Source organism: Pseudomonas sp. IT-P218 (assembly GCF_949767605.1).
GTDB classification, from domain to species: domain Bacteria; phylum Pseudomonadota; class Gammaproteobacteria; order Pseudomonadales; family Pseudomonadaceae; genus Aquipseudomonas; species Aquipseudomonas putida_AE.
Genome location: NZ_CATKQQ010000011.1, coordinates 896365 through 918639 on the forward strand (window position 1 = coordinate 896365; position 22275 = coordinate 918639).

At 59.7% G+C, this 22275-nt stretch carries 23 protein-coding genes, 1 tRNA gene and 1 pseudogene; 10 read left to right on the forward strand and 15 right to left on the reverse strand.

Going from position 1 to position 22275, the window contains the following annotated elements; genetic code table 11:
* Positions 1-326: 326 nt before the first annotated feature.
* Positions 327-1448: a beta-ketoacyl-ACP synthase III gene (locus tag ACM6I6_RS10955; RefSeq protein ID WP_414919878.1), complete on the forward strand. Its 1122-nt coding sequence runs from the start codon at positions 327-329 to the stop codon at positions 1446-1448.
* Positions 1449-1687: 239 nt separating this feature from the next.
* On the opposite strand, the gene ACM6I6_RS10960 is transcribed toward ACM6I6_RS10955, so the two are convergent.
* On the reverse strand, positions 1688-3007 hold the full coding sequence (locus ACM6I6_RS10960; protein ID WP_274073572.1) for a putative porin: 1320 nt from the start codon (positions 3005-3007) through the stop codon (positions 1688-1690).
* A 282-nt stretch (positions 3008-3289) separates the two neighbouring features.
* Between ACM6I6_RS10960 and ACM6I6_RS10965 the strand changes: the two genes are divergently transcribed.
* Complete coding sequence (locus ACM6I6_RS10965) at positions 3290-4414, forward strand: GNAT family N-acetyltransferase (RefSeq protein ID WP_414919879.1); 1125 nt, start codon at positions 3290-3292, stop codon at positions 4412-4414.
* Between the two features lie 18 nt (positions 4415-4432).
* Here the strand turns inward: ACM6I6_RS10965 and aqpZ are convergent, their stop codons facing one another.
* From aqpZ to ACM6I6_RS10990, 5 genes are all read right to left on the reverse strand, one after another.
* Entirely contained in the window at positions 4433-5131 is a 699-nt protein-coding gene (gene aqpZ / locus ACM6I6_RS10970; protein WP_274073574.1) for an aquaporin Z, read from the reverse strand.
* Positions 5132-5304: 173 nt separating this feature from the next.
* Positions 5305-7137: an ABC transporter ATP-binding protein gene (locus ACM6I6_RS10975; RefSeq protein WP_414919880.1), complete on the reverse strand. Its 1833-nt coding sequence runs from the start codon at positions 7135-7137 to the stop codon at positions 5305-5307.
* A 93-nt stretch (positions 7138-7230) separates the two neighbouring features.
* Positions 7231-7788: a peptidylprolyl isomerase A gene (locus ACM6I6_RS10980; protein ID WP_008060092.1), complete on the reverse strand. Its 558-nt coding sequence runs from the start codon at positions 7786-7788 to the stop codon at positions 7231-7233.
* A 3-nt stretch (positions 7789-7791) separates the two neighbouring features.
* Positions 7792-8595, reverse strand: a complete 804-nt coding sequence (locus tag ACM6I6_RS10985) for an alpha/beta fold hydrolase (RefSeq protein WP_406592101.1) — start codon at positions 8593-8595, stop codon at positions 7792-7794.
* 14 nt (positions 8596-8609) lie between these two features.
* Entirely contained in the window at positions 8610-9533 is a 924-nt protein-coding gene (locus ACM6I6_RS10990; RefSeq protein ID WP_110964427.1) for a LysR family transcriptional regulator, read from the reverse strand.
* A 50-nt stretch (positions 9534-9583) separates the two neighbouring features.
* Here ACM6I6_RS10990 and ACM6I6_RS10995 point away from each other — a divergent pair, with 50 nt between their 5' ends.
* The 3 genes from ACM6I6_RS10995 (at position 9584) to ACM6I6_RS11005 (ending at position 11841) form a co-directional block, all read left to right on the forward strand.
* Entirely contained in the window at positions 9584-9898 is a 315-nt protein-coding gene (locus ACM6I6_RS10995) for a 3-phosphoglycerate kinase (protein WP_414919881.1), read from the forward strand.
* 150 nt (positions 9899-10048) lie between these two features.
* Entirely contained in the window at positions 10049-10648 is a 600-nt protein-coding gene (locus ACM6I6_RS11000) for an FMN-dependent NADH-azoreductase (protein WP_274073578.1), read from the forward strand.
* Positions 10649-10974: 326 nt separating this feature from the next.
* Positions 10975-11841: a carboxylate/amino acid/amine transporter gene (locus ACM6I6_RS11005; RefSeq protein ID WP_274073579.1), complete on the forward strand. Its 867-nt coding sequence runs from the start codon at positions 10975-10977 to the stop codon at positions 11839-11841.
* A 74-nt stretch (positions 11842-11915) separates the two neighbouring features.
* Here the strand turns inward: ACM6I6_RS11005 and ACM6I6_RS11010 are convergent.
* Positions 11916-11991 (reverse strand) — tRNA-Phe (locus ACM6I6_RS11010).
* Between the two features lie 84 nt (positions 11992-12075).
* Entirely contained in the window at positions 12076-13374 is a 1299-nt protein-coding gene (locus ACM6I6_RS11015) for a mechanosensitive ion channel family protein (protein ID WP_414919882.1), read from the reverse strand.
* Positions 13375-13567: 193 nt separating this feature from the next.
* Between ACM6I6_RS11015 and ACM6I6_RS11020 the strand changes: the two genes are divergently transcribed.
* On the forward strand, positions 13568-14908 hold the full coding sequence (locus tag ACM6I6_RS11020) for a DEAD/DEAH box helicase (protein ID WP_046816823.1): 1341 nt from the start codon (positions 13568-13570) through the stop codon (positions 14906-14908).
* Positions 14909-15005: 97 nt separating this feature from the next.
* Here the strand turns inward: ACM6I6_RS11020 and ACM6I6_RS11025 are convergent, their stop codons facing one another.
* Together ACM6I6_RS11025 and ACM6I6_RS11030 are read right to left on the reverse strand one after the other, a co-directional pair.
* Entirely contained in the window at positions 15006-15281 is a 276-nt protein-coding gene (locus ACM6I6_RS11025) for a hypothetical protein (RefSeq protein ID WP_274073581.1), read from the reverse strand.
* Positions 15282-15350: 69 nt separating this feature from the next.
* A complete protein-coding gene (locus ACM6I6_RS11030; RefSeq protein ID WP_274073582.1) occupies positions 15351-16085 on the reverse strand; it encodes a DUF899 domain-containing protein in 735 nt (244 codons plus the stop codon).
* A 176-nt stretch (positions 16086-16261) separates the two neighbouring features.
* Here ACM6I6_RS11030 and ACM6I6_RS11035 point away from each other — a divergent pair, with 176 nt between their 5' ends.
* On the forward strand, positions 16262-16651 hold the full coding sequence (locus tag ACM6I6_RS11035) for a transcriptional regulator (RefSeq protein ID WP_274073583.1): 390 nt from the start codon (positions 16262-16264) through the stop codon (positions 16649-16651).
* Between the two features lie 81 nt (positions 16652-16732).
* Here the strand turns inward: ACM6I6_RS11035 and ACM6I6_RS11040 are convergent, their stop codons facing one another.
* From ACM6I6_RS11040 to ACM6I6_RS11050, 3 genes are all read right to left on the reverse strand, one after another.
* Positions 16733-17602 (reverse strand): DUF6279 family lipoprotein, encoded by an 870-nt coding sequence (locus ACM6I6_RS11040; protein WP_406592103.1) that lies wholly within the window; start codon positions 17600-17602, stop codon positions 16733-16735.
* 77 nt (positions 17603-17679) lie between these two features.
* Entirely contained in the window at positions 17680-18402 is a 723-nt protein-coding gene (locus ACM6I6_RS11045; protein WP_414919883.1) for a TorF family putative porin, read from the reverse strand.
* 206 nt (positions 18403-18608) lie between these two features.
* Positions 18609-18797: a hypothetical protein gene (locus ACM6I6_RS11050; RefSeq protein ID WP_172668627.1), complete on the reverse strand. Its 189-nt coding sequence runs from the start codon at positions 18795-18797 to the stop codon at positions 18609-18611.
* Positions 18798-19145: 348 nt separating this feature from the next.
* Here ACM6I6_RS11050 and ACM6I6_RS11055 point away from each other — a divergent pair, with 348 nt between their 5' ends.
* From ACM6I6_RS11055 to ACM6I6_RS11065, 3 genes are all read left to right on the forward strand, one after another.
* Positions 19146-19982, forward strand: coding sequence for a S1 RNA-binding domain-containing protein (locus ACM6I6_RS11055; RefSeq protein WP_008060121.1), 837 nt, complete (start codon positions 19146-19148; stop codon positions 19980-19982).
* A gap of 33 nt (positions 19983-20015) precedes the next feature.
* Positions 20016-20948 (forward strand): DMT family transporter, encoded by a 933-nt coding sequence (locus ACM6I6_RS11060; RefSeq protein WP_414919884.1) that lies wholly within the window; start codon positions 20016-20018, stop codon positions 20946-20948.
* Between the two features lie 174 nt (positions 20949-21122).
* Entirely contained in the window at positions 21123-21251 is a 129-nt protein-coding gene (locus ACM6I6_RS11065) for a PA1414 family protein (RefSeq protein WP_007914492.1), read from the forward strand.
* 77 nt (positions 21252-21328) lie between these two features.
* Here ACM6I6_RS11065 and ACM6I6_RS11070 read toward each other — a convergent pair.
* Both ACM6I6_RS11070 and ACM6I6_RS11075 read right to left on the reverse strand, forming a co-directional pair.
* A pseudogene (locus ACM6I6_RS11070) lies at positions 21329-21493 on the reverse strand (acyl carrier protein); the annotation flags it as partial.
* The gene (locus ACM6I6_RS11075; RefSeq protein ID WP_414919885.1) at positions 21490-22215 is read right to left on the reverse strand and encodes an MBL fold metallo-hydrolase; all 726 of its coding nucleotides are present in this window, start codon (positions 22213-22215) and stop codon (positions 21490-21492) included. The gene ACM6I6_RS11075 and the pseudogene ACM6I6_RS11070, both read right to left, overlap by 4 nt.
* Positions 22216-22275: the final 60 nt, after the last annotated feature.

Consider the following 22275-nt stretch of genomic DNA (forward strand, 5'->3'; position numbering starts at 1 on the left):
CGGACCCTTGTAGGAGCTGGCTTGCCAGCGAAAGCGTCCTTGAGCCCTGCATCGCCATGAAGACGCCATCGCCGGCAAGCCGGGCTCCTACAGGGTTTGCGTCGTTCTTTAAGCGGATTCGACATTCAGCAAAAAGGCGCCAAAATCCAAGGTTTATGGCAAACTTCGCGCCTATAAACACCGGCCCCGCGATTTTGAGCCTTCGCCGCCGCGGGCAGGCCGGAATACAGCGATGCCAGGTTTGCGTCCACGGATGGGAATAGACCCTTTGTGCATTGGTACGTTTGTACCAATGCTTTCTGCCTGAACAGATCAGAGACACGACCATGCATAACGTCGTCATCAGCGGCACCGGCCTGTACACCCCGGCCAACAGCATCTCCAACGAAGAGCTGGTGCAGTCTTTCAATGCTTATGTCGCTCAATTCAACGCTGACAACGCCCAGGCCATTGCCCGTGGTGAAGTCGAGGCGTTGACCGAGTCCAGCGCAGCCTTCATCGAAAAAGCCTCTGGCATCAAAAGCCGCTTTGTCATGGACAAGGAAGGCATTCTTGACCCGCAACGCATGGCGCCACGCTTGCCGGAGCGTTCCAACGACGAATGGTCGGTGCTCTGCCAGATGGCCATCGGCGCCGCCGAACAAGCCTTGCAGCGTGCCGGCAAAACCGCCGCGGACATCGACGGCGTGATCGTCGCCTGCTCCAACCTGCAACGCGCCTATCCGGCCATTGCCATCGAAGTCCAGGAAGCGCTGGGCATCCAGGGTTTCGGTTTCGACATGAACGTGGCGTGCTCTTCGGCCACCTTCGGCATCCAGGCCGCGGCCAACAGTGTCCAGTTGGGCCAGGCCCGGGCGGTCCTGATGGTCAACCCGGAAGTCTGCACCGGTCACCTGAACTTCCGCGACCGCGACAGCCACTTCATCTTCGGCGATGCCGCCACCGCCGTGATCATCGAGCGCGCTGACCTGGCCACCTCCAGTCACCAGTTCGACATCGTCAGCACCAAACTGCTGACCAAATTTTCCAACAACATCCGCAACAACTTCGGCTTCCTCAACCGCGCCGCGGAAGAGGGCATCGGTGCCAAGGACAAACTGTTCGTGCAGGAAGGCCGCAAGGTGTTCAAGGAAGTCTGCCCGATGGTCGCCGAGCTGATCGCTGCGCACCTGGAAGAGAACCAACTCAACGTCAATGACGTGAAACGCTTCTGGCTGCACCAGGCCAACCTCAGCATGAACCACCTGATCGTCAGGAAGCTGCTGGGACGTGAAGCCAACGAGCAGGAGGCGCCGGTGATTCTCGATACCTATGCCAACACCAGTTCGGCAGGTTCGGTGATTGCGTTCCACAAGCACCAGGATGATCTGGCTGCCGGCTCGCTGGCGGTGCTCAGCTCGTTTGGTGCGGGTTATTCGATTGGTAGCGTGCTGTTGCGCAAGCGCTGATTTTTTTCGCTGTCGCCGAAAAGATCGCAGCCTGCGGCAGCTCCTACATGGATCGATGTTCAATCGCGATATCGCGGTTGAAACCCGATCCTGTAGGAGCTGCCGAAGGCTGCGATTTTTTTTTGCGCCAATAGAAACAGCCCAGCGTTGAAATATCGGAGGATGATGGGGACCGATAAATCAACGCCAGGCTGTAAAAGGGGCTCAGGCATCCATGCCGGAGTCGTGTAGCGGGGTCATCAGAACTTCGCTTCGGCATCCAGTTGCAGGGTGTTGATGTCGGAGTCTTTCAGGTTGACGCTGGCGTTGGTGTAGTCGGAAGTCGCCATGAAGTACGTCGCACCCAGGGTGAAGTTCTTGTCCAGCTCGTAGCTGACTTTCAGCTTGCTGCCGCGCGAACCGGTGAAGCCGTTGGCGAAGTCGGAGTCGGTGAAGGCACCCACCACCGCGTTCTGCTGTATGTCGCGGTAGTTGTAGTCCAGGCCGAAGCCGTAGAGCTTGGTCTTGACCCCGGCCAGCCAGCCAGTGTCCTGATTGTTGCTGGCTTCGGCGTTGTGTACGTACTGGCCGTAGAGCGACAGCGGCATCGGCAGGCCGCCGATATCGATCTGGCTGAAACCTTCCCACAGGCGGAACTCTTCGCCCGGGCTGTTACCGTTGACGGCCAGAGCGCATGGCGAGGTGGTGGCGGTGCAGGTGCTGTCTTCGTCGTTGTCGTAGTTGTAGAGGCTGCCGCCGACGGTCAATTTCAGGTTGTCGGTAATGGCGAAACGCGCACCCAGCTGGCCAGCGTACAGACGCAGGTCGTGCTTGAACTGCACGCCGTCGCCATCGACGTTGTCCTTGAGGGTGTAGTGACCGGCGCTGCCGAACAGTTCGGTATTGCCCAGCGGGTACTTGTAGGTCAGGGCCAGGCCTTCAGGGTTGATGTCGCTGTCCCAGATGATGTCGCCCATGCTCACCCACGGTTGCAGCATCTTGCCGCCGATCACGTGCAGGTTCTTGATGGCGTCGGGGTGGTAGTCGACATAGCCCAGGTCCAGCCAGATCTGCTTCTTGTCGAAGTAGTTGTTCAGGTCCTGGTTGGTGGAGCGAGCGTCGTCGCTGCTGCCGGTGGCGATACGGATGCCGGTGTCCACTTGCGGGTTGATTTCGCTGAACGCACCCAGGCGGGCACGAATGCGCTGGCGGTCCTGGTCTTTGTTGTTGGAAACGCCGTCGTTGTGGACGTTTTCCTGACGGAAACGCACGTCGCCCTTGAATTGGGTCTTGGCCGCCCACGCCAGTTTCTGGTCGAAGGTGCTCAGCTCATTGGTTTTCTTCGCGGTGGCCGCGATCTGCTCGTTGGTCTCTTGCTGGGCCTGACGAGCGATTTGCTGGTCCTTCTGATCCCTTGCCAACTCGGCTTGCAATTCGCTGTACTGGGCGTTGGTAATCGAACCGTTAGCCCGGAGCATGTCGAGCAGTTTGGCGTCGACTGCGGCGCTGGCCGGAACACTCATGGCCAGCAACAGGCCGCCACACAAGGCCGCCGCAGTTTTCGTGGAAGCAAGACGCATATCAATCTCCGAAGATGAGAGTGGATGGCTGGACCATCCTGGGCACAACCGACCATGGGGTGGACGGAAAACAGTGGCCGGATATAACCCGGCGCTCTAAAAACAGGCGCCAGTATCGCGATGGTTTATTACAGTGCAGTGGCAGAGTGATGGCATGTCTGTGACGATGTACAGTCGTTGCGAACCCTTGATCTAGAGCGCTGTCGTCGAAATGCCCGTGTGCAATGCACACCGATAGGCGATACTCGCGAGGCTTTCACGCCATGAAGAGTGAGGATGGTGATGCCGTTGCAACGCTTGCAAAGTCTGTCCGAAATCGACCCGCAAACCTGGGACGCGCTGGTACCCGAGAATCAACCATTCCTGCGTCACGGGTTTCTCGGCGCGCTGGAAGACAGCGGCAGTGTCGGGCCCCATTCCGGCTGGCAGCCCGAGCATTTGCTGCACATGGAAGGGGATCGGCTGATCGCGGCATTGCCCAGCTACCGCAAATGGCATTCCTATGGCGAGTACGTGTTCGACCACGCCTGGGCCGATGCCTGCGAACGCGCGGGCATCGATTACTACCCCAAGCTGCTGACGGCCGTGCCTTTCAGCCCGGTCAGCGGCCCGCGCTTGCTGGCGGCCCGGGTCGAAGACGGTTTCGAATTACTCAAGAGTCTGCCGGGCTATCTGGAGATCGAACAACTCTCCAGTGCCCACATCAACTTCAGCGACCCGTTCACCGACGCTGCACTGGCCGAACAACCGGGCTGGTTGCAGCGCATCGGCTGTCAGTATCACTGGCAGAACCGTGGTTATCGGGATTTTCAGGACTTTCTCGACGTCCTGAGTTCGCGCAAACGCAAGCAGATGCGCAAGGAACGCGAGCAAGTGGCGGGGCAGGGGATCGATTTCGAATGGCTCGAAGGCCGGGAATTGACCGAGTCGCAGTGGGATTTCGTCTACGCCTGCTACGCCAATACCTACGCGGTGCGTCGGCAAAGACCCTACCTGACGCGGGCGTTTTTCAGTCTGCTGGCTGAGCGCATGCCGCAATCCATTCGCGTGGTATTGGCCAGGCAAGGGTCCCGTCCCGTGGCGATGGCGTTCAGCCTGGTCGGCGGTGACAGTTTTTACGGGCGTTACTGGGGCTGCCTGGCGGAGTTCGATCGGCTGCACTTCGAGACGTGCTTTTATCAGGGGATGGACTACGCGATCGCCAATGGCTTTGCGCGTTTCGACGCCGGAGCCCAGGGTGAGCACAAGTTGATTCGCGGTTTCGAGCCGGTCATCACGCATTCCTGGCACTACTTGCGCCATCCGGGTTTGAAAGCGGCTGTGAAGGACTTTTTGCAGCAGGAACGGGTCGGGGTATTGGCCTACGCGGATGAGGCGAAGACCGCCTTGCCTTACCGGCAAGGCTGATCTTCGCGGTGCTGCCGGTCAGCTGCTTTCCTTGCCGAGAAAGCGATACAGCACGCCGCCGACGACCGCACCGAGCAGCGGCGCGACCCAGAACATCCACAACTGCTGGATCGCCCAGCCACCAACGATCAGCGCCGGGCCGGTGCTGCGTGCCGGGTTGACCGAGGTGTTGGTGACCGGGATCGAGATCAGGTGGATCAGGGTCAGTGCCAGGCCAATGGCGATCGGCGCGAGCCCCGCTGGCGCACGGTTGTCGGTGGCGCCAAGGATGATCAGGATGAACATGGCGGTCATCACCAGCTCACAGACAAATCCCGCCGCCATCGAGTAGCCGCCAGGGGAGTGTTCACCGAAGCCGTTGGACGCCAGGCCCGACGCCAGTTCGAAACCGGGCTTGCCGCTGGCAATGAAGTACAGCAGGGCGGCGGCGATCACCGCGCCAAGCACCTGGGCGATGATATAGGCCGGCAGTTCACTGGCCGGAAACCGTCCGCCGACCACCAGCCCCAGCGACACCGCCGGGTTGAGGTGACAACCGGAAATGTGTCCGATGGCGAATGCCATGGTCAGCACCGTCAGGCCAAACGCCAGGGAAACCCCGAGCAAACCGATGCCGACGTCCGGGAAAGCAGCGGCCAGCACCGCACTGCCGCAACCACCCAACACCAGCCAGAAGGTACCTACCAACTCTGTAGCGGAACGTTTGAACAGAGACATGAGAGAGTGTCCTTTCGAGATTTTGCTGCCTTGTGCATCCAGCAGATGGACTGCAGAACCACCTCCAGAACCTTGGCTGAGTACAGCACTGTTTTTCCAAAGTTCCAGTGGGCATAAAAAAACCGCCAGCGCCCGGGGTAGCGGGCGTGGCGGTTTTTTAGCGGGTGCAGGGCCTAATCGATCCCGACAAAACCCCCAGTCTGGTGTTGCCACAACCGCGCATACAAACCGCCATGGGCCAGCAATTCTGCGTGGCTGCCGGTTTCGGCGATCCTGCCGTTTTCCAGCACCACCAGCCGGTCCATCCGGGCGATGGTCGAGAGCCGGTGGGCGATGGCGATCACGGTCTTGCCCTGCATCAGGGTTTCGAGGCTTTCCTGGATAGCCGCTTCGACTTCCGAGTCCAGTGCCGACGTGGCCTCGTCCATGATCAGGATCGGCGCGTCCTTGAGCAATACGCGGGCGATGGCGATGCGCTGGCGCTGGCCACCGGAGAGCTTCACCCCGCGTTCCCCGACATGGGCATCGAAACCGCTGCGGCCTTCGGCGTCCGAGAGGGTGGGAATGAAACCGTCGGCCCGGGCCTTGTGCACCGCCTCCCAGAGTTCGGCGTCGGTGGCGTCGGGTTTGCCGTAAAGCAGGTTGTCGCGGATCGAACGATGCAGCAGGGACGTGTCCTGGGTGATCATGCCGATGCGTTCGCGCAGGCTTTCCTGGCTGACGTCGGCGATGTTCTGGCCGTCGATGAGGATGCGCCCGCCCTCGACGTCGTAGAGGCGCAGCAGCAGATTGACCAAGGTCGATTTGCCCGCGCCGGACGGACCGATCAGGCCGATCTTCTCGCCGGGTTTGATCGTCAGGTTGAGCCCGCCGATGATCCCGCTCCGCTTGCCGTAGTGGAAGTCCACGTTGTCGAAGCGTACTTCGCCACGGGCCACCGCCAGCGGTTTGGCCTGGTCACGGTCGGTGACGCTGACTGGCTGCGAGATGCTTTGCAGGCCGTCCTGGACCATGCCGATGTTTTCGAAGATGCCGGTGACCACCCACATGATCCAGCCGGACATGTTGACGATGCGGATCACCAGCCCGGTGGCCAGGGCAATGGCGCCCACGCTGATCAGCGACTGCGTCCACAGCCACAAGGCCAGGCCTGTGGTGCCGACGATCAACAGGCCGTTCATGCTGGTGATGACCACGTCCATGCTGGTGACGACACGGCCGGCCAGCTGGGCTTTTTCGGTCTGCTCCTTGATCGCTTCGCGGGCGTATTGCTGCTCGAAGTTGGTGTGGGCAAACAGCTTCAGGGTGGTGATGTTGGTGTAGCCGTCGACGATCCGCCCCATGAGTTTGGAGCGCGCATCGGAGGACACCACCGAACGTTCCTTGACCCGTGGCACGAAGTAATAAAGGGCGCTGATGAACGCGACGATCCAGGTCAACAGCGGGATCATCAGGCGCCAGTCGGCTTCGGCGAACAGCACCAGCGAGCTGATGGCGTAGATCAGCACATGCCACAGCGCGTCCACCGCCTGCACGGCTGAATCCCGCAGGGAGTTGCCGGTCTGCATGATGCGTTGGGCGATGCGCCCGGCGAAGTCGTTCTGGAAAAAATTCAGGCTCTGCTTGAGCACGTAGCTGTGGTTCTGCCAGCGGATCAGGCTGGTCATGCTGGGGCTGAGGGTCTGGTGCACCAGCAGGTCATGCAGGCCGACGAACACCGGGCGCAACACCAGCGCCACCACCACCATCCAGGTCAGTTCAAGGCCGTGTTCCTTGAAAAAATCCGCGTTGGGCGTGCCCTGAGCCAGGTCGATGATGCGGCTCAGGTAGCTGAACAGCGCCACTTCGATCAATGCGCCGAACAGGCCGACGATCAGCAGGGCGGCGAAACTCGGCCAGACTTGCTTGAGGTAGTAGGTATAGAACGGCAGGACCCGATCTGGCGGGGCGGCTGTCGGGGCGTCGCGGAATACGTCGATCAGTTTTTCAAAGCGGCGATAAAGCATCGGTTATTCACCCGCGAACGGGCTCTCCTTCAACGGTTTGAGCGTTGCCGGCAGAAACCGGCAACGGCTCGGACATCCTTGTCCAGCTTGGTTTCAGTCGATGCGCTTGGCCGACTTGATGAACACCGGGTCTGCCGGCACATCCTTCATGCCGCTGCGTACGGTGGTTGGCGAATTGACGATGATGTCCACCACGTCCATACCCTTGACCACTTTGCCGAATACCGCGTAACCGTCACCCTGGTCGAGGAAATCGTTGTCCTTGACGTTGATGAAGAACTGGCTGGTGGCCGAGTCAGGCACCGAGGTACGGGCCATGGACAGGGTGCCACGCACGTTGACCAGGCCGTTCTTGTGCTCGTTCTTGATCGGCGCCTTGGTTTCTTTCTGCTGCATCTGTTGAGTGAACCCGCCGCCCTGGACCATGAAGCCCGGAATCACGCGGTGGAAAATCGTGTTGTTGTAGAAGCCGCTGTCCACATACTCAAGGAAGTTCTTGGTACTGATCGGGGCCTTGACCGGGTCCAGTTCGATTTCGATCTGGCCGTTGGTGGTGTCCAGCAGAACGTGCGGCGCCTTGGCAGGCGTTGCTGCCATCAGGTTGGCGGCAAACAGAACGGAGCCAGCGGCGAGGGCGATTTTTTTCAGCATGGGTCAGTGATCCTGAGGGGTGGTGTCGACTGCGGCGAGAAACTCCAGCAGCGTCTGGTTGAAGCGTTCGGGCTGGTCCAGCGGGGTGGCGTGACGCGAATCGGCGATCACTGCCAGCCGAGCATTGGGCAGCAGTCTTACGTAGTTTTCCTTCAGCGCGACCGGCGTGTAGTCACGGTCGGCGCTGACGATGAGGGTTGGACAGGTGACCTTCGACAGTCGTTCCTGAACCCCCCAGCCAACAATGGCGTCGAAGCTGGCGAGATAAGCACGTTTGTCGTTTTTTGCCCAGCGATCGGCCATCTTTTGTCGCAATTGGGCCTGCTCCGGCTTGGGAAACAATTTGCCGCCCAGGGCTTCGCCGATGGTGCGCAGGCTGAGCGCACGCATCAGGCTCCAGCGCTTGAACCACTGCCAGTAATCGTCGCGGCTGCGCAGCTTGACCTCGGGTGCGCTATTGACGATGCACAGGCTCTTGAGCAATTGCGGCTGGTCCACACCCAATTGAAAGCCGATCATGCCGCCCATGGACAACCCTACGTAGTGGGCCGGCCCCAGGTTCAGGTGCTCCATCAGCGCCACCAGGTCGGCGCTGAACCCCGCGATGCTATAACGCTCGCGGGGTTTGTCGGAGCGCCCGTGGCCGCGCACGTCCGGCACGATCACCCGGTAGCGGGCGGCCAGCGCCGGGATCTGTTCTTCCCAGTCCAGGGTGCTGGAACCCAGGCCGTGGACCAGCAGCAACGGCGTGCCGTGCCCATATTCCTCATAGTGCAGGTTGCAACCTTCGTGTTCGAAATAGGCCATGCGTTACCTCCGTGTCAGGCTTGTTCTGGGGCGGCGAACGGTGCGTCCAGGGGTGCGGTGTCGAAAGTGCGCAGCAGCTCGATGAGAATCTGCGTCGCCGGGCCGAGCGGCTTGTCCTTGTTCGAATACAGGTAAAAACTCGGGTTACGGCTGCCGCCCTGGTCCAACGGTAGCAGCTTGAGCGTGCCTTCCTTGAGTTCCCGTTCGATCATGTGCCTTGGCAACCAGGCAAATCCCAGGCCGCTGCCAACGAACGTGGCGGCGGTTGCCAGGCTACCGACGGTCCAGCGCTGTTCGGCACCGAGCCAGCCGACGTCCCGTGGCTGCTGGCGACCGGAGTCGCGGATGACCACTTGCAGCTGGCTTTCCAGATCCTGGAAATTCAGTTCGCGATTGAGCCGGTGCAGCGGGTGTTCCGGATGGGCGACCGCGACGAACTCGACGTCGCTCAACTCCGCGCCCAGGTAACCGGGAATGCTGAAACCGCTGATGGCCAGGTCGGCCACGCCTTCGAGCAGCACCTCTTCCACGCCCGACAGCACCTCTTCGCGCAGGCGCACGCGGCAGCCACGGCTTTGCGGCATGAACGCGGTCAGTGCGCGGACCAGGCGGGCGCTCGGGTAGGCGGCATCGACCACCAGGCGCACTTCGGCTTCCCAGCCTTGCTCCATGTGATGGGCCAGGTCTTCGAGCTGGCTGGCCTGTTTCACCAGTTGGCGGGAACGGCGCAACAACACGCCGCCAGCCTCGGTGAGGACTGCCTTGCGACCGTCGATGCGCAACAACGGCACGCCGAGCTGGTCCTGCATGCGCGCGACGGTGTAGCTGACCGACGATTGCGAGCGATGCAGCGCCTCGGCGGCCTGGGCGAAACCACCGTGGTCGACCACGGCCTGCAGCGTTCGCCATTGATCAAGGGTCACGCGGGGCGCTTTCATGATGGGCTCCTCTTGTCCTAAGCTGCGCAGTTCTTATTGGAGACTGCTGAATGAAAAAAATCTGTTGTTTGTTACTGGCAATGTTGCCGCTGACTGCGTTTGCTTATCCGATCGATGTACAGAAAGAGCTCAATGGACTGAAGATCGACTACACCACCTACGCCTCCGACTACGACATGGGTTCGATCACCGTGAACAACTACGGCGACACCGCTGCCGAATGTGCGGTGGTGTTTCGCAACGGTCCTGAATCGCCAAAGACCCGCAGGATCAATCTCGACGCCAGCAAAAGCGCCGATCTTTCCGCCAAGTTCAACCGCAAGATCATCAAGCTGTACATCACCATGACCTGCAAGCCGAAATGACCTTCAGCGGAGCACGCCCATCGCTGATGCTCCGCTTATAAACGAAATTATTGATCGGTTATAGCAGTTATTTGCGCTTTTTAATCGATATGACGCTGTTTAACCTTCACTCCATCGACCTACAGCATTCTCAGATGGAGGCTACAGCCCATGTCCCGCGTTCTGATCATCGAAAGCAGTGCCCGTCAGCAAGACTCGGTTTCCCGTCAACTGACCCAGACCTTCATCGCCCAGTGGCAAGCCGCGCATCCGAAGGACCAGATCACCGTTCGTGACCTGGCCGTCAACCCGGTGCCACATCTGGATATCAACCTGTTGGGCGGCTGGATGAAACCCGCCGATCAGCGCAGCGATATCGAGCAAGTATCCCTGGAACGCTCCAACCAGCTGACCGACGAGTTGCTCGCCGCCGACGTGCTGGTGATGGCCGCGCCGATGTACAACTTCGCCATTCCGAGCACGCTCAAGGCCTGGCTCGACCATGTGCTGCGTGCCGGCGTGACCTTCAAGTACACCGAAACCGGCCCGCAAGGCCTGCTCAGCGGCAAGCGCGCTTACGTACTGACCGCTCGCGGCGGGATCTACGCCGGCAGCACCGCAGATCATCAGGAACCCTACCTGCGCCAGGTCATGGGCTTCATCGGCATCCACGACGTGACGTTCATCCACGCCGAAGGCATGAACCTGGGCGGCGACTTCCAGGAGAAAGGCCTGAACCAGGCGAACGCCAAGCTTTCCCAAGTGGCCTGAGTCGTTAATCGCCAGATAATCACCGGATGGTCTAGTGACCTGGCGCGTTACCCTTCAAGCCTGCACGCGCATCGAACCTCCCTTTGCACTTGTTGCTCCTGAGTGCTCTGGCCCGATTGAACGCTTTAGCGAGATCGGGCTTTTTTTTGCCCAGGATTTTGTGGGAGCGGGCTTGCTCGCGAATGCGGTGTGTCATTCAGCATTTCAGTCGACTGACACACCTTATTCGCGAGCAAGCCCGCTCCCACAGGGTTTTCGTATCGTTTGACTGTTCGCGATCCCCGTCAAAAACCGCTATCTTCGCCGCCATTCAAAACGAGGCGAGCATGGGCTATCTACTTTTTGTCACGCTGATCCAGGCGTTTTCCTTCAGTCTGATCGGCGAATACCTGGCCGGTCATGTCGACAGTTACTTCGCGGTGCTGATACGCGTGCTGCTGGCGGGGCTGGTGTTCATCCCGCTGACCCGCTGGCGTTCGGTGGAACCGGCGTTCATGCGCGGCATGTTGCTGATCGGTGCATTGCAGTTTGGTGTGACCTACGTCTGCCTGTACCTGAGCTTTCGCGTGCTGACGGTGCCGGAAGTGCTGCTGTTCACCATCCTCACGCCTCTGCACGTGACCCTGATCGAAGACGCGTTGAACCGTCGTTTCAATCCCTGGGCCTTGATCGCGGCACTGGTGGCGGTGGGCGGCGCAGCGGTGATTCGCTACGACCGGATCAACCCGGACTTCTTCATGGGCTTCCTGCTGCTGCAACTGGCCAACTTCACCTACGCCGCCGGGCAGGTGCTCTACAAACACCTGGTGGCGCGCCATCCGAGTGACCTGCCGCATTACCGGCGCTTCGGTTATTTCTACCTGGGTGCATTGGCGGTGGCGTTGCCGGCGTTCCTGATGTTCGGCAAATCCAACTTCCTGCCCGAAGCACCGCTGCAATGGGGCGTGCTGCTGTTCCTCGGCCTGGTCTCGACCGCGCTCGGGCTGTACTGGTGGAACAAGGGCGCGTGCCTGGTCAACGGCGGGACGCTGGCGGTGATGAACAACCTGCATGTGCCGGTGGGGCTGCTGATCAATCTGCTGATCTGGAATCAGCATGAAGAGCTGGGGCGGTTGTTGCTGGGGGGATCGGTAATCTTGATGGCGGTGTGGATCAGTCGGTTGGGCATTCGCCAATCCGCGGTCGCACACTGAAAACCTGAGGGAGAGAGCCGGCGCTAAAAAAACAAAACCCCTGAGGCCATCAGGCATCAGGGGTTTGGAAATCATGGTGCCCAGAGACGGAATCGAACCGCCGACACGGGGATTTTCAATCCCCTGCTCTACCGACTGAGCTATCTGGGCCGCGGCGGCATTAAACGTTTTTACGGCTGAGGCGTCAAGCAAGAAATCACAAAAACCTAATGAATACCTAAGCTTACGACTAGATTACATGACGTGTTTTTCAGGTGTGGGGATGTGGCTCGCGCCCAACACCGCCGGTAGCAGCCCGGCGCGCAGATCCGTTCCACTGGGCTGCTGGTAAAGGCTCAAGCCAAATTCCGGCAACACCGCCAGCAGGTAATCGAAAATATCCCCCTGGATCCGCTCGTAATCGGCCCACGCGGTGGTGCGGGTAAAACAGTAGATCTCCAGTGGAATACCCTGGGCCGTGGTCTGCATCTGCCGGACCATGCAGGTCATGTTGGGCTGGATCTCCGGATGACTCTTCAGATACGCCAGTGCATAGGCGCGAAAAGTGCCGATATTGGTCATGCGGCGGCGGTTGGCTGACATCGCTGCGACATTGCCCTGGGCTTCGTTCCAGGCCTTGAGTTCGGCCTGCTTGCGGCTGATGTAGTCCGTGAGCAGATGAACCTGGGACAGCTTCAGCTCCTCGTCATCGCGGATGAACCGCACGCCACTGGCGTCGATGAACAGGCTGCGCTTGATCCGCCGGCCACCGGACTGCTGCATGCCGCGCCAGTTCTTGAAGGACTCGGACATCAGGCGCCAGGTCGGGATCGAGACAATGGTCTTGTCGAAATTCTGCACCTTGACCGTGTGCAGGGTGATGTCCACTACATCGCCGTCGGCACCCACCTGGGGCATCTCGATCCAGTCGCCGACCCGCAGCATGTCGTTGCTGGTCAGCTGCACGCTGGCGACAAACGACAGCAGGGTGTCCTTGTAGACCAAGAGGATCACCGCCGACATCGCTCCCAGGCCCGACAGCAGCAACAGCGGCGAACGGTCGATCAAGGTGGCGACGATGATGATCGCGCCGAATACGTACAAGACCATTTTCGCCAGTTGCACGTAGCCCTTGATCGAGCGGGTGCGGGCGTGTTCAGTGCGGGCATAGATGTCCAGCAGGGCATTCAGCAAGGCGGAGACGGACAGCAGCAGGAACAGGATGGTGAACGCCAGCGCCACGTTGCCGAGGAACAACATCGCGGTTTTGCCCAGCTCCGGCACCAGGTGCAGGCCGAACTGGATCACCAGCGACGGAATTATCTGCGCCAGACGCTGGAACACCTTGTTGTGCCGCAAGTCGTTGATCCAGTGCAGCGCGGGCTGGCGGCCCAGTATTTTGCTGGCGTGCAGGATCAGGTAGCGCGCCACTCGTCCGAGGACCAGCGCAATGAGCAACAACACCACGAGTGCCAGGGCGGCGTGCACGATCGGATGCTGGTCGAGGGCACCCCAGAGGTCTTGGGCATTGAGCCAGAGCTGTTTGATATCCATGGGCAAAAAACGATTCTTCTGTGGGACACGATGGGCGATTAGAGCATTTAAGACGCTTTGTATTACCGTCGGTGACAATTCGAGCAACAAAAAAACCACTGTTTACCGCCATTTGTATAAAGAAACTCGGCCTGAGCGCTCGAAACCGGTACCCTATGCAGCTGTTTTTTTGCATTTCTTCGAGGTAGCACCCGTGTTTTCCGAATTCGCCTTGCACGAACGCCTGCTCAAAGCCGTGGCCGAGCTGAAATTTGTCGAGCCAACGCCTGTGCAAGCAGCGGCTATTCCGCTGGCGCTCCAAGGTCGTGACCTGCGGGTGACAGCGCAAACCGGTAGCGGCAAGACCGCTGCATTCGTTTTGCCGATCCTCAACCGCTTGATCGGCCCGGCCAAGATCCGCGTCAGCATCAAGACCCTGATCCTGCTGCCGACCCGCGAGCTGGCCCAGCAAACCCTGAAGGAAGTTGAACGCTTCGCGCAGTTCACCTTCATCAAGTCCGGCCTGATCACCGGCGGCGAAGACTTCAAGGTCCAGGCTGCCATGCTGCGCAAGGTGCCGGACATCCTGATCGGTACCCCGGGCCGGATGATCGAGCAACTGAATGCCGGCAACCTCGACCTCAAGGAAGTCGAAGTGCTGGTGCTCGATGAAGCCGACCGCATGCTCGACATGGGTTTCGCCGAAGACGTACAGCGCCTGGTGGACGAGTGCACCAACCGCCAGCAGACCATGCTGTTCTCCGCCACCACGGGCGGTTCCGGCCTGCGCGAGATGATCGCCAAGGTCCTGAACAACCCTGAGCACCTGCAGCTCAACGCGGTCAGCCAGCTGAACGAAACCACCCGCCAGCAAATCATCACCGCTGACCACAACCAGCACAAAGAACAGATCGTCAACTGGCTGCTGGCCAACGAGACCTACCAGAAGGCCATCGTCTTCACCAACACCCGGGCCATGGCCGATCGCATCTACGGTCGCCTGGTGGCCCAGGAATACAAGGCGTTCGTGCTGCACGGCGAGAAAGACCAGAAGGATCGCAAACTGGCGATCGACCGTCTGAAGCAGGGCGGGGTAAAAATCCTGGTCGCTACCGACGTCGCCGCTCGCGGCCTGGACGTGGACGGCCTGGATCTGGTGATCAACTTCGACATGCCGCGCAGTGGCGACGAATACGTGCACCGCATTGGCCGTACCGGTCGTGCCGGCAACGATGGCCTGGCCATCTCGCTGATCTGCCACGGCGACTGGAACCTGATGTCGAGCATCGAACGCTACCTCAAGCAAAGCTTCGAGCGCCGCACCATCAAGGAAGTCAAAGGCACCTACGGCGGGCCGAAAAAGGTCAAGGCCTCCGGCAAGGCCGTTGGCGTGAAGAAGAAAAAGACCGACGCCAAGGGCGACAAGAAAAAAGTCGCCGCCAAGACCCCGACCAAACGCAAGAGCGTCAACCGCCCGAAGAGCGACTCTCTGGTGAGCAAGGACGGCATGGCCCCGCTCAAGCGCCGCAAGCCGGAAGCGCCGGCCGCTGAATAAGGCCCCGTAAAAATCAAAAGATCGCAGCCTGCGGCAGCTCCTACACGGGACCACCTGTAGGAGCTGCCGAAGGCTGCGATCTTTTGATCTTGTCTTTTTAGCTCTCGGCTTTCTTCTCTGCCGTCCCGAGCTCCTTCAATCGCTGATCGATCAACTGGCACTTGTCCGGCAAATCCTTGGAGGCCGTTCCAAGGTCCATCTTCTGCAGCTCGTCGTTGATTTCCTTGGCCTTGGCCGGGTTCTGTTCGGTGAGCCTGGTGACTTCCTTGGCCAGCTGCTCGCGCTTGAGGGTGGCCTCCTCGGGAGTGCAGGCCCACACGGGCAGGGCGCAGGCTAGGGTGGTGGCGAGGGTGAGTTTCAGCAGGATCTTCATCTGTCGGGCCTCAGTTCCGGTTAAGGCGGGTTAACCGGTTGAGGGCTGGAACAGGGAAAAAGTTCACCCTCATCCGCCATGGCAGCAGCTCTTGGGCGCCTGATCCTCATACCGGTCATGGTGCCGCACCCAATCCATGATTTCGTCTTCATTGCGCCCCTTGGGCGTCAGGTCCAGGTAGTTGTAGGTACCGACCAGCAGATCCAGGCCCCGTGCATACGTCGAGTAAGTATGGAAAATCTCGCCGGCCTCATTTCGATAAAACACGCTGAGACCGGGAAGTTCTTCTTCGCTGCCATCGGTTTTTTCGTAGTTGTAGGTGGCCTTGCCGGCGGCGACGTCTTCGGGGCGAGCCGTCACACCGAAGTCATAATTGAAATCGCAGCCTTCGGACGACACCCAGTCGAATGTCCAGCCCATGCGCCGTTTGAACGCCTGGAACTCGGCGAACGGTGCATGGGAGACCGCCACCACTGCGACGTCGTGGTGCGCCAGGTGCTGGTTGGCGCCGTCGATGTGGTCGGACAGGAACGAGCAACCCGGGCAGCCCTCATCCCAGCCTTCAGCGAACATGAAATGGTAAATGACCAACTGGCTGCGGCCACCAAACAGGTCGGCGAGTTTCAGTTCGCCGTCGGGACCCTGGAAGTGGTAGTCCTTGTCGATTTTTACCCAGGGCAGGGCGCGGCGCTCGGCGCTGAGTCTGTCGCGTTCCCTGGTGAAGGCCTTTTCGTGGGCCAGATGTTGCTTACGGGCGGCGAGCCAGTCTTCCCGGGACACGACCGGGTGATTCTGAATGTTCATCGGGCTTTCTCCTGCGTGAGGCGGGGAGGTGACTTACACAGCCTAGTCGTTTGACTTGCCGGTAATTCGACATGCCGCCGGTCGGTAGCGCTAAAAAGGTGGGCTGAACGGCTACCCCGCACTCGTGTCACAACCTATGAAGGCCCTCTCTCACGGGTACCGGAGGTTGAAACGGGATGACGACTTATAACTGGGATTTGATTGAACGCTTGCTGCACGAAGTCCAGAACGGTGCGAGCAGCTTCACGCCACGGCCCTACGCCGAGCAGTACGCCGCAGAAAAAGCATCGGAAGGCGAGCAGACGGAAAACCTGGATCACTTGAAGGCAGTGGCCGGCGAGTACGAAAAGCTGCTGCTGGAGCGAGGTTATATCGAACCTCGGCCGGAAGAGCAGGGTGGCACCGGTTCGAATTACATTCTGACGATCCGGGGTTCGAGGTTGTTGAGCCTGATCGACAGCAGTATTCCGGGCAATGACCATCCGCGGCAGGTTCTCGATGATCAGGAAGATGCGCTGGACGAACTGACGTTCGATGAAGTGGCTTCGAAGGCGCAGATTGCCTGAATAAAAAGATCGCAGCCTGCGGCAGCTCCTACATGGATCGAGTGATTCTGTAGCTGCCGCAGGCTGCGATCTTTTGATCTTTCAACCCTGCTTAGCCGCTTTCAGGCACTTCAAATCACTGAAATCCTTCCTCACGCCCTCGATTTTCGTCAGCAAGCGTTGACGTTGTTGCGGCGTACTTTCCGCCATCAAATCCACAAACAGCGCCCGCGCCTGGGCTTCGGTCTTGGCAAAAGCCTCGCGGTAAGCCGGTGTCCACAAGCTCTCGCGATTGACCAGAAGCGTCTCGATCCGCTGTGGGAATTGTGCGGTATGGCGCTGCGCCACGGCGGCACTGAATTGTTTCTGCCAGTGGATGCGGTTGGCGATCCATTGCGTATTCTGGTCGCCCAAGGCATTCGACCAGGCCATGACCCGCTGGTGTTGAGAGGCGTTGAGCGGTCCGAGCCATTCATTCAGGCGTTTTTCCATGCGCGCGCCACGCTGCTTGATCTGCTGCTCCAACGACGGTTTCAGGTATTGCTCCTGGCGCTTGCGCTGGTCCTTGGCGAAGGCCTCGTTCATTTCCGCGACCTGATTGTCATCCAGGCCCTGCAGCAATTCGATGGCCGATGGTGTGATTTCCCGGGCCGTCTCGGCAATCGCCGCTTCGGCTTCCGCGGTGCGCGCCTGCAGCGCGGCATCGGTCACCTGATTGGTCTCGATCATTGACTGCAAGCGGTCCAGCCAGTCGAGATACCCCGGCATTTGCGTGGTGCAATGCCAATCCAGGTGTTCCTTCAGGCGTTCGCTCAGCCAATTCTTTTGCTCACCGTTCATGTCCAGGTAGTCGCTGAGCGTCCAGGGAATGATCACGTCGAGGTTGCGATAGGCCAGGCCCATGCGGCTGCACGCGCCGAGGGCAAGGGTGAACATGAGCACAAAGGCGATGTTTTTGATCCAGCAAGACATGGGCGAATCCTTGCGAAAGCCTGGCTTCTGCAACTGTTTTTCATCTGAACGCAGAATCAACCCGGCAGTTCAGCCCGTCAGTAGAACGCGCGTTCGGCCTTGAGGGTGAGAAGCGCGTCGCACTGGCTATTTTGCCCGGTATAAGCTGAACAATAGCTGCTGCTGAGGCTGGAGTCGCTGTAGATCAGGTCGAGGTCGATGCCCATGAACGGTCGGGACAGTTTGACCGACCAGTCGGTGAAGCTGCCGACGTAACCGCCGTCTACCGCGACCGGCGTGTTCAGCTGATGGGTGGTGTATTTCATGCTCACCCCGATGCCGAACGGCTGGTTGCCGCGCAGGTCGGCAAACAGGGTGCTGTTCTGTTTGTCCGGGTCGTTGCTCAATGCTGCACCGAATCGGCTGCCCAGCAGGGTCAGGCCACCGAACACTTCCTGGCTGTCGAGGGTATCGACTTCGGGGTAGCTGTAATGGATGACGCCCACTTCGTAGCCAAGGACCTGGTCGAAGGGTTGCTTGAAGCCGGCGTAAGAGTCGATCTCGAGGTTTTTTCCCGGGCTGATGCCCATGCTCGGCGACCATTGGCCAAAGTAGAAGCCGCTGTCATGGGTCAGGTCCAGGCCGCCATGAAACGAGCCGACGGCCGATGGCTTGACGAGGCCCTGGGCCATGCTGCGGCTGGGGCTGGTTCCGAGCTTGAGGTCGAAATCCCCCAGCTCGCGCTGAAAGATTTGCCCATGCACCGCCGGACACGCCAGCAGGCCGGCAAGCAGCAAGGATAAACAAGAAGGTATGCGCATGCGTCACTCCATGAACAGCGAGCGCAAGCTTGGGCCTGCTGAAACGCTTGATCCAGACGCGTGCAAGGATACCGACGAATGACAGGCAGCGTGGCCCGTTCGTCGATTTCTACAAGATTGGAGGTTTTGCAGCGGGGGTGTAGCGGGGTTCCAGTCCAAGCGCTTCGAAGCTCAAAGCGCTTAGGGACCAGGTGCAGCGCAGGGTATTACTTCTTGCCGAGCGTGATCTGCTTGGACGGGCCGAATGTCTGGCCGCTGACACCTTTGGCAATTTGCTGGATTTCACCACCGGATTTGAGAAACGCAGCGATCTGGCTGTTGATCGACTCGCTGGTTTCGACGGCTGGAGCTGGCTTTGCTTTGCTGTTGGATGCTTTTACACGCATGGCGGCCATTAACCTGTAGAAAATTAACTTGGCCAGGCATCGTACAGGATTGACTGCCTATTTGCTTGGTAAATATCCGCTTGAGGACATTGGGTGGTGGTGCGACAAAATGCAAGTTGTTATTTGCGATATTGCCCTAAGCCGCTGTTTTAACTAAGAACCTGGCTTGGAAAACAGCGTTCCATCCAGCGTGGGCGGCAGGGAAACTGACGGATCAGTCAGACGAGCGGCCGATCAGTGAGCGCAAAACCGAGAAAAATTAAGGCTTTGCGGGGAATTTCTGGCTCCACCGGGCTGACCGCCGAACCTGACCGCTAAAACCGGGTAGAATGGCGCCACGCAATGAGGGTATTGGACATGGCTTTAGTCGGGCGTTACAACAGTTTGCAAGTAGTTAAACACACTAACTTCGGTTTATATCTGGACGGTGGCGCGGATGGCGAAATCCTGTTGCCGAATCGTTATATTCCAAAGGACATTCCCAGCGAAGATGAAGACTGGCTCAACGTTTTTGTTTATCTGGATAGCGATGACAAACTTATCGCAACTACTGAAAAGCCGAAAGTTCAAGTCGGTGAATTCGCCAGCTTGAAAGTTGTTGAAGTCAACAGCATTGGCGTGTTCCTGGATTGGGGGCTGCCCAAAGACCTGTTGCTGCCGTATTCGGAAGAAAAGCGCCAGATGCAGGCCGGTGAATACGCCGTGGTGCATGTCTACCTCGACAAGCACACCCGCCGCATAACAGCGACGGCGCGTCTGGACCGGTACCTGGACAAGACGCCCGCCAACTACACCCCCGGGCAGGAAGTTGACCTGCTGGTGGCCGAAGCGACCGACATGGGCTTCAAGGCGATCATCAACAACAAGCACTGGGGCCTGATTCACAAGAACGAAATCTTCAAGTTCATGCGCGCCGGCAAAGAAGAGAAGGGCTTCATCAAGGAAGTTCGCAGCGACGGCAAGATCAGCCTGAGCCTGCAACCGGTGGGCGTCGAAGCGGCCAGCAGCCTGAACTCGAAGATCCTCGCCAAGTTGCGCGAGAACAACGGTAGCCTGGCCGTCAGCGACAAGAGCGATCCGACCCTGATCAGCAGCATGTTCGGCGTCAGCAAGGGCAACTTCAAGAAGGCCATTGGTGCGTTGTACAAGAACGGCCAGATTGTCATTCATGCCGATCGTATTGAACTGAGCTGACCGTCCCATGTTCCGTGTTGCCGAGGTAGAACGGTGAGCGCCACCCGGCGCAGCGCCGATGGATTTGCCCTGCAAGTGATGGTGGGCTTGTGCCTGGTCTGGGGCATTCAGCAGGTGATGATCAAATGGGCGGCGCCGGATATTGCGCCGGTCATGCAGGCAGCCGGGCGTTCGGGCCTGTCCGCGCTGCTTGTGGGGTTGTTGATCTGCTGGAAGGGCGGCTGGGATCAGGTGGGCGCCACCTGGCGCGGCGGGCTGTTGGCCGGGGCCCTGTTTGGCCTGGAGTTCCTGTTCATTTCCGAAGGCCTGCAGCTGACCACGGCGGCGCACATGTCGGTGTTCCTCTATACCGCACCGATTTTCACCGCGCTGGGCGTGCATTGGTTGTTGCCCAGCGAGCGTTTGCGCCCCGTGCAATGGCTGGGCATTTTCCTCGCCTTCGTCGGGATCGGCATTGCCTTTGCCGGTGGAGTGTCCTGGGATAACCTCGATCGCCGCATGTTGCTCGGCGATGCCCTGGGCGTCCTGGCGGGTGCCTGCTGGGGGGCGACCACCGTGGTGGTGCGTGCATCGCGCCTGTCTGAGGCGCCGGTGACCCTGACCCTGTTTTACCAACTGATCGTCGGTTTCGTCGGCCTGTTGCTGATTGCGCTGCTCAGTGGCCAGATCACCCACGTCAGCCTGACCCGCGTGGCGGTGGCCAGCGTGCTGTTCCAGGGCGTCGTGGTGTCGTTCTTCAGCTACCTGGTCTGGTTCTGGCTGCTGCGTCGTTACCCGGCGGCCAACCTGGCGGTGTTTTCCTTCATGACGCCCTTGTTCGGCGTGACGTTCGGGGTTGTCCTGCTGGGGGAGGCGCTGAGCCTCAATTTCGTCATCGGTGCCGTGCTGGTGCTGCTGGGGATAACCTTTGTCAGCGCCGAACAGTGGGTACGTCGCCGTTTGCGCAGGGCGCTCGGGCAGTCTTGAGTATGCCGGTCGTCATCTGCAACGCGCCTGGCTGAACGCTTGTCGTCGGATTGTGATCCATTCAGTAACAGATCGTTGCTATGTTTGGCGAGCATTGCTCGGCACTTCGGACTATTATCAGTGCGAAGCGACTACAGAATTCCGGTCGCCCGGCACTACCCTGAAGGGGGCATCATGAAAGAGAAAATCCAAAACTGGCTGCACGACCTGGGTGTTGCGCTCGGTTTGATTGAACCGCCTCTGCAACCTGTGCCTATTCGTACCGACGACGAACAACGCCGTCGCCAGCAGCGTCGCCGGTAAACGCGACGCCGTTTTGCAGCAGCAGCCAAAGGCTGCTGCTCGATAAGCAATGAGTGCTTCCAGGGAGATCGGCCAGGTCAACGCCGTCCGATCTCCATCAAGAACCGGCTCAAGTCGTTCGCCGTCCTGGCGGTCTTGAGCATCCGGTTTTCCTCGACGGTGAACGCCGTCAAGCCGAGTTCGTCTTCCAGATGGAAGATCAGGTCTTCGGTATCCGCTTTGTCCAACCCCAACGACTTCAGGCGTGCGAGCGTTGCCACTGGTCAATCATGTGGCGCAGGTGCTCCCCGGAAAAACTGCCGAAATGCCCGCCATGCACCGTACGGATCGGCAGGGCGCGCAAGCGCTGCAGACTGTGTGCGTAGTCATCGAGGTTGGAGTGGTAGGCGTCTTCGATCAACGGCCCGTCGTAGATGATGTCGCCGCTGAACAGGGTCTCGGTGGCCGCTTCGTACAGGCTGATGCCGCCCGGCGAGTGCCCCGGCGTGTGCAGCACTTGCAGCACCCGGTTGCCCAGGTCCAGTACATCGCCTTCCTCGATGGTCCCGGTGGCCGGTGCGGCCTTGACCCGATATTCGGCGTAGCACAATGGGCAATCGGGGGGCGCTTCGAACATGTCGTCGCCGACGAAAGCCTTGCTCAAGTCATTTTCGCCGTCCGGTGCGGCCAGGATGTCCGCCTCCGCTGGATGCACCAGGCGCTCGGCGAATTCGTGGTGCCCGGCAATGTGGTCGAAATGGCAGTGACTGGCCACCGCCACCAGCGGCCGCTCGGTGATCCACGGCAGCTGTTCGCGCAGGCTGACCAGTCCCGAGCCGCTGTCGAGCAGCAGGTCTTTGTCGCGGCCTTGGATGTGCCAGAGGTTGCAGCGATAGAAGGGGCGAATCCAGGGTTCGTGAATCAGGCGGATGCCGTCACTGAGCTGTTTGACTTCGAACCACTGATCGCGGCTGACGATCTTCATGGGGCAGTTTCCTTCAGGCGAAAAAAAACGAGTGTGGCAACCGACGCCACACTCGTCGAA

Excerpts from the sequence above, each read along its gene's own strand:
- ACM6I6_RS10955 (WP_414919878.1), top strand. The coding sequence starts at position 327 with ATGCATAACGTCGTCATCAGCGGCACCGGCCTGTACACCCCGGCCAAC.
- ACM6I6_RS10960 (WP_274073572.1), bottom strand. The coding sequence starts at position 3,007 with ATGCGTCTTGCTTCCACGAAAACTGCGGCGGCCTTGTGTGGCGGCCTG.
- ACM6I6_RS10965 (WP_414919879.1), top strand. The coding sequence starts at position 3,290 with ATGCCGTTGCAACGCTTGCAAAGTCTGTCCGAAATCGACCCGCAAACC.
- aqpZ (WP_274073574.1), bottom strand. The coding sequence starts at position 5,131 with ATGTCTCTGTTCAAACGTTCCGCTACAGAGTTGGTAGGTACCTTCTGG.
- ACM6I6_RS10975 (WP_414919880.1), bottom strand. The coding sequence starts at position 7,137 with ATGCTTTATCGCCGCTTTGAAAAACTGATCGACGTATTCCGCGACGCC.
- ACM6I6_RS10980 (WP_008060092.1), bottom strand. The coding sequence starts at position 7,788 with ATGCTGAAAAAAATCGCCCTCGCCGCTGGCTCCGTTCTGTTTGCCGCC.
- ACM6I6_RS10985 (WP_406592101.1), bottom strand. The coding sequence starts at position 8,595 with ATGGCCTATTTCGAACACGAAGGTTGCAACCTGCACTATGAGGAATAT.
- ACM6I6_RS10990 (WP_110964427.1), bottom strand. The coding sequence starts at position 9,533 with ATGAAAGCGCCCCGCGTGACCCTTGATCAATGGCGAACGCTGCAGGCC.
- ACM6I6_RS10995 (WP_414919881.1), top strand. The coding sequence starts at position 9,584 with ATGAAAAAAATCTGTTGTTTGTTACTGGCAATGTTGCCGCTGACTGCG.
- ACM6I6_RS11000 (WP_274073578.1), top strand. The coding sequence starts at position 10,049 with ATGTCCCGCGTTCTGATCATCGAAAGCAGTGCCCGTCAGCAAGACTCG.
- ACM6I6_RS11005 (WP_274073579.1), top strand. The coding sequence starts at position 10,975 with ATGGGCTATCTACTTTTTGTCACGCTGATCCAGGCGTTTTCCTTCAGT.
- ACM6I6_RS11015 (WP_414919882.1), bottom strand. The coding sequence starts at position 13,374 with ATGGATATCAAACAGCTCTGGCTCAATGCCCAAGACCTCTGGGGTGCC.
- ACM6I6_RS11025 (WP_274073581.1), bottom strand. The coding sequence starts at position 15,281 with ATGAAGATCCTGCTGAAACTCACCCTCGCCACCACCCTAGCCTGCGCC.
- ACM6I6_RS11030 (WP_274073582.1), bottom strand. The coding sequence starts at position 16,085 with ATGAACATTCAGAATCACCCGGTCGTGTCCCGGGAAGACTGGCTCGCC.
- ACM6I6_RS11035 (WP_274073583.1), top strand. The coding sequence starts at position 16,262 with ATGACGACTTATAACTGGGATTTGATTGAACGCTTGCTGCACGAAGTC.
- ACM6I6_RS11040 (WP_406592103.1), bottom strand. The coding sequence starts at position 17,602 with ATGTCTTGCTGGATCAAAAACATCGCCTTTGTGCTCATGTTCACCCTT.
- ACM6I6_RS11045 (WP_414919883.1), bottom strand. The coding sequence starts at position 18,402 with ATGCGCATACCTTCTTGTTTATCCTTGCTGCTTGCCGGCCTGCTGGCG.
- ACM6I6_RS11050 (WP_172668627.1), bottom strand. The coding sequence starts at position 18,797 with ATGGCCGCCATGCGTGTAAAAGCATCCAACAGCAAAGCAAAGCCAGCT.
- ACM6I6_RS11055 (WP_008060121.1), top strand. The coding sequence starts at position 19,146 with ATGGCTTTAGTCGGGCGTTACAACAGTTTGCAAGTAGTTAAACACACT.
- ACM6I6_RS11065 (WP_007914492.1), top strand. The coding sequence starts at position 21,123 with ATGAAAGAGAAAATCCAAAACTGGCTGCACGACCTGGGTGTTGCGCTC.
- ACM6I6_RS11075 (WP_414919885.1), bottom strand. The coding sequence starts at position 22,215 with ATGAAGATCGTCAGCCGCGATCAGTGGTTCGAAGTCAAACAGCTCAGT.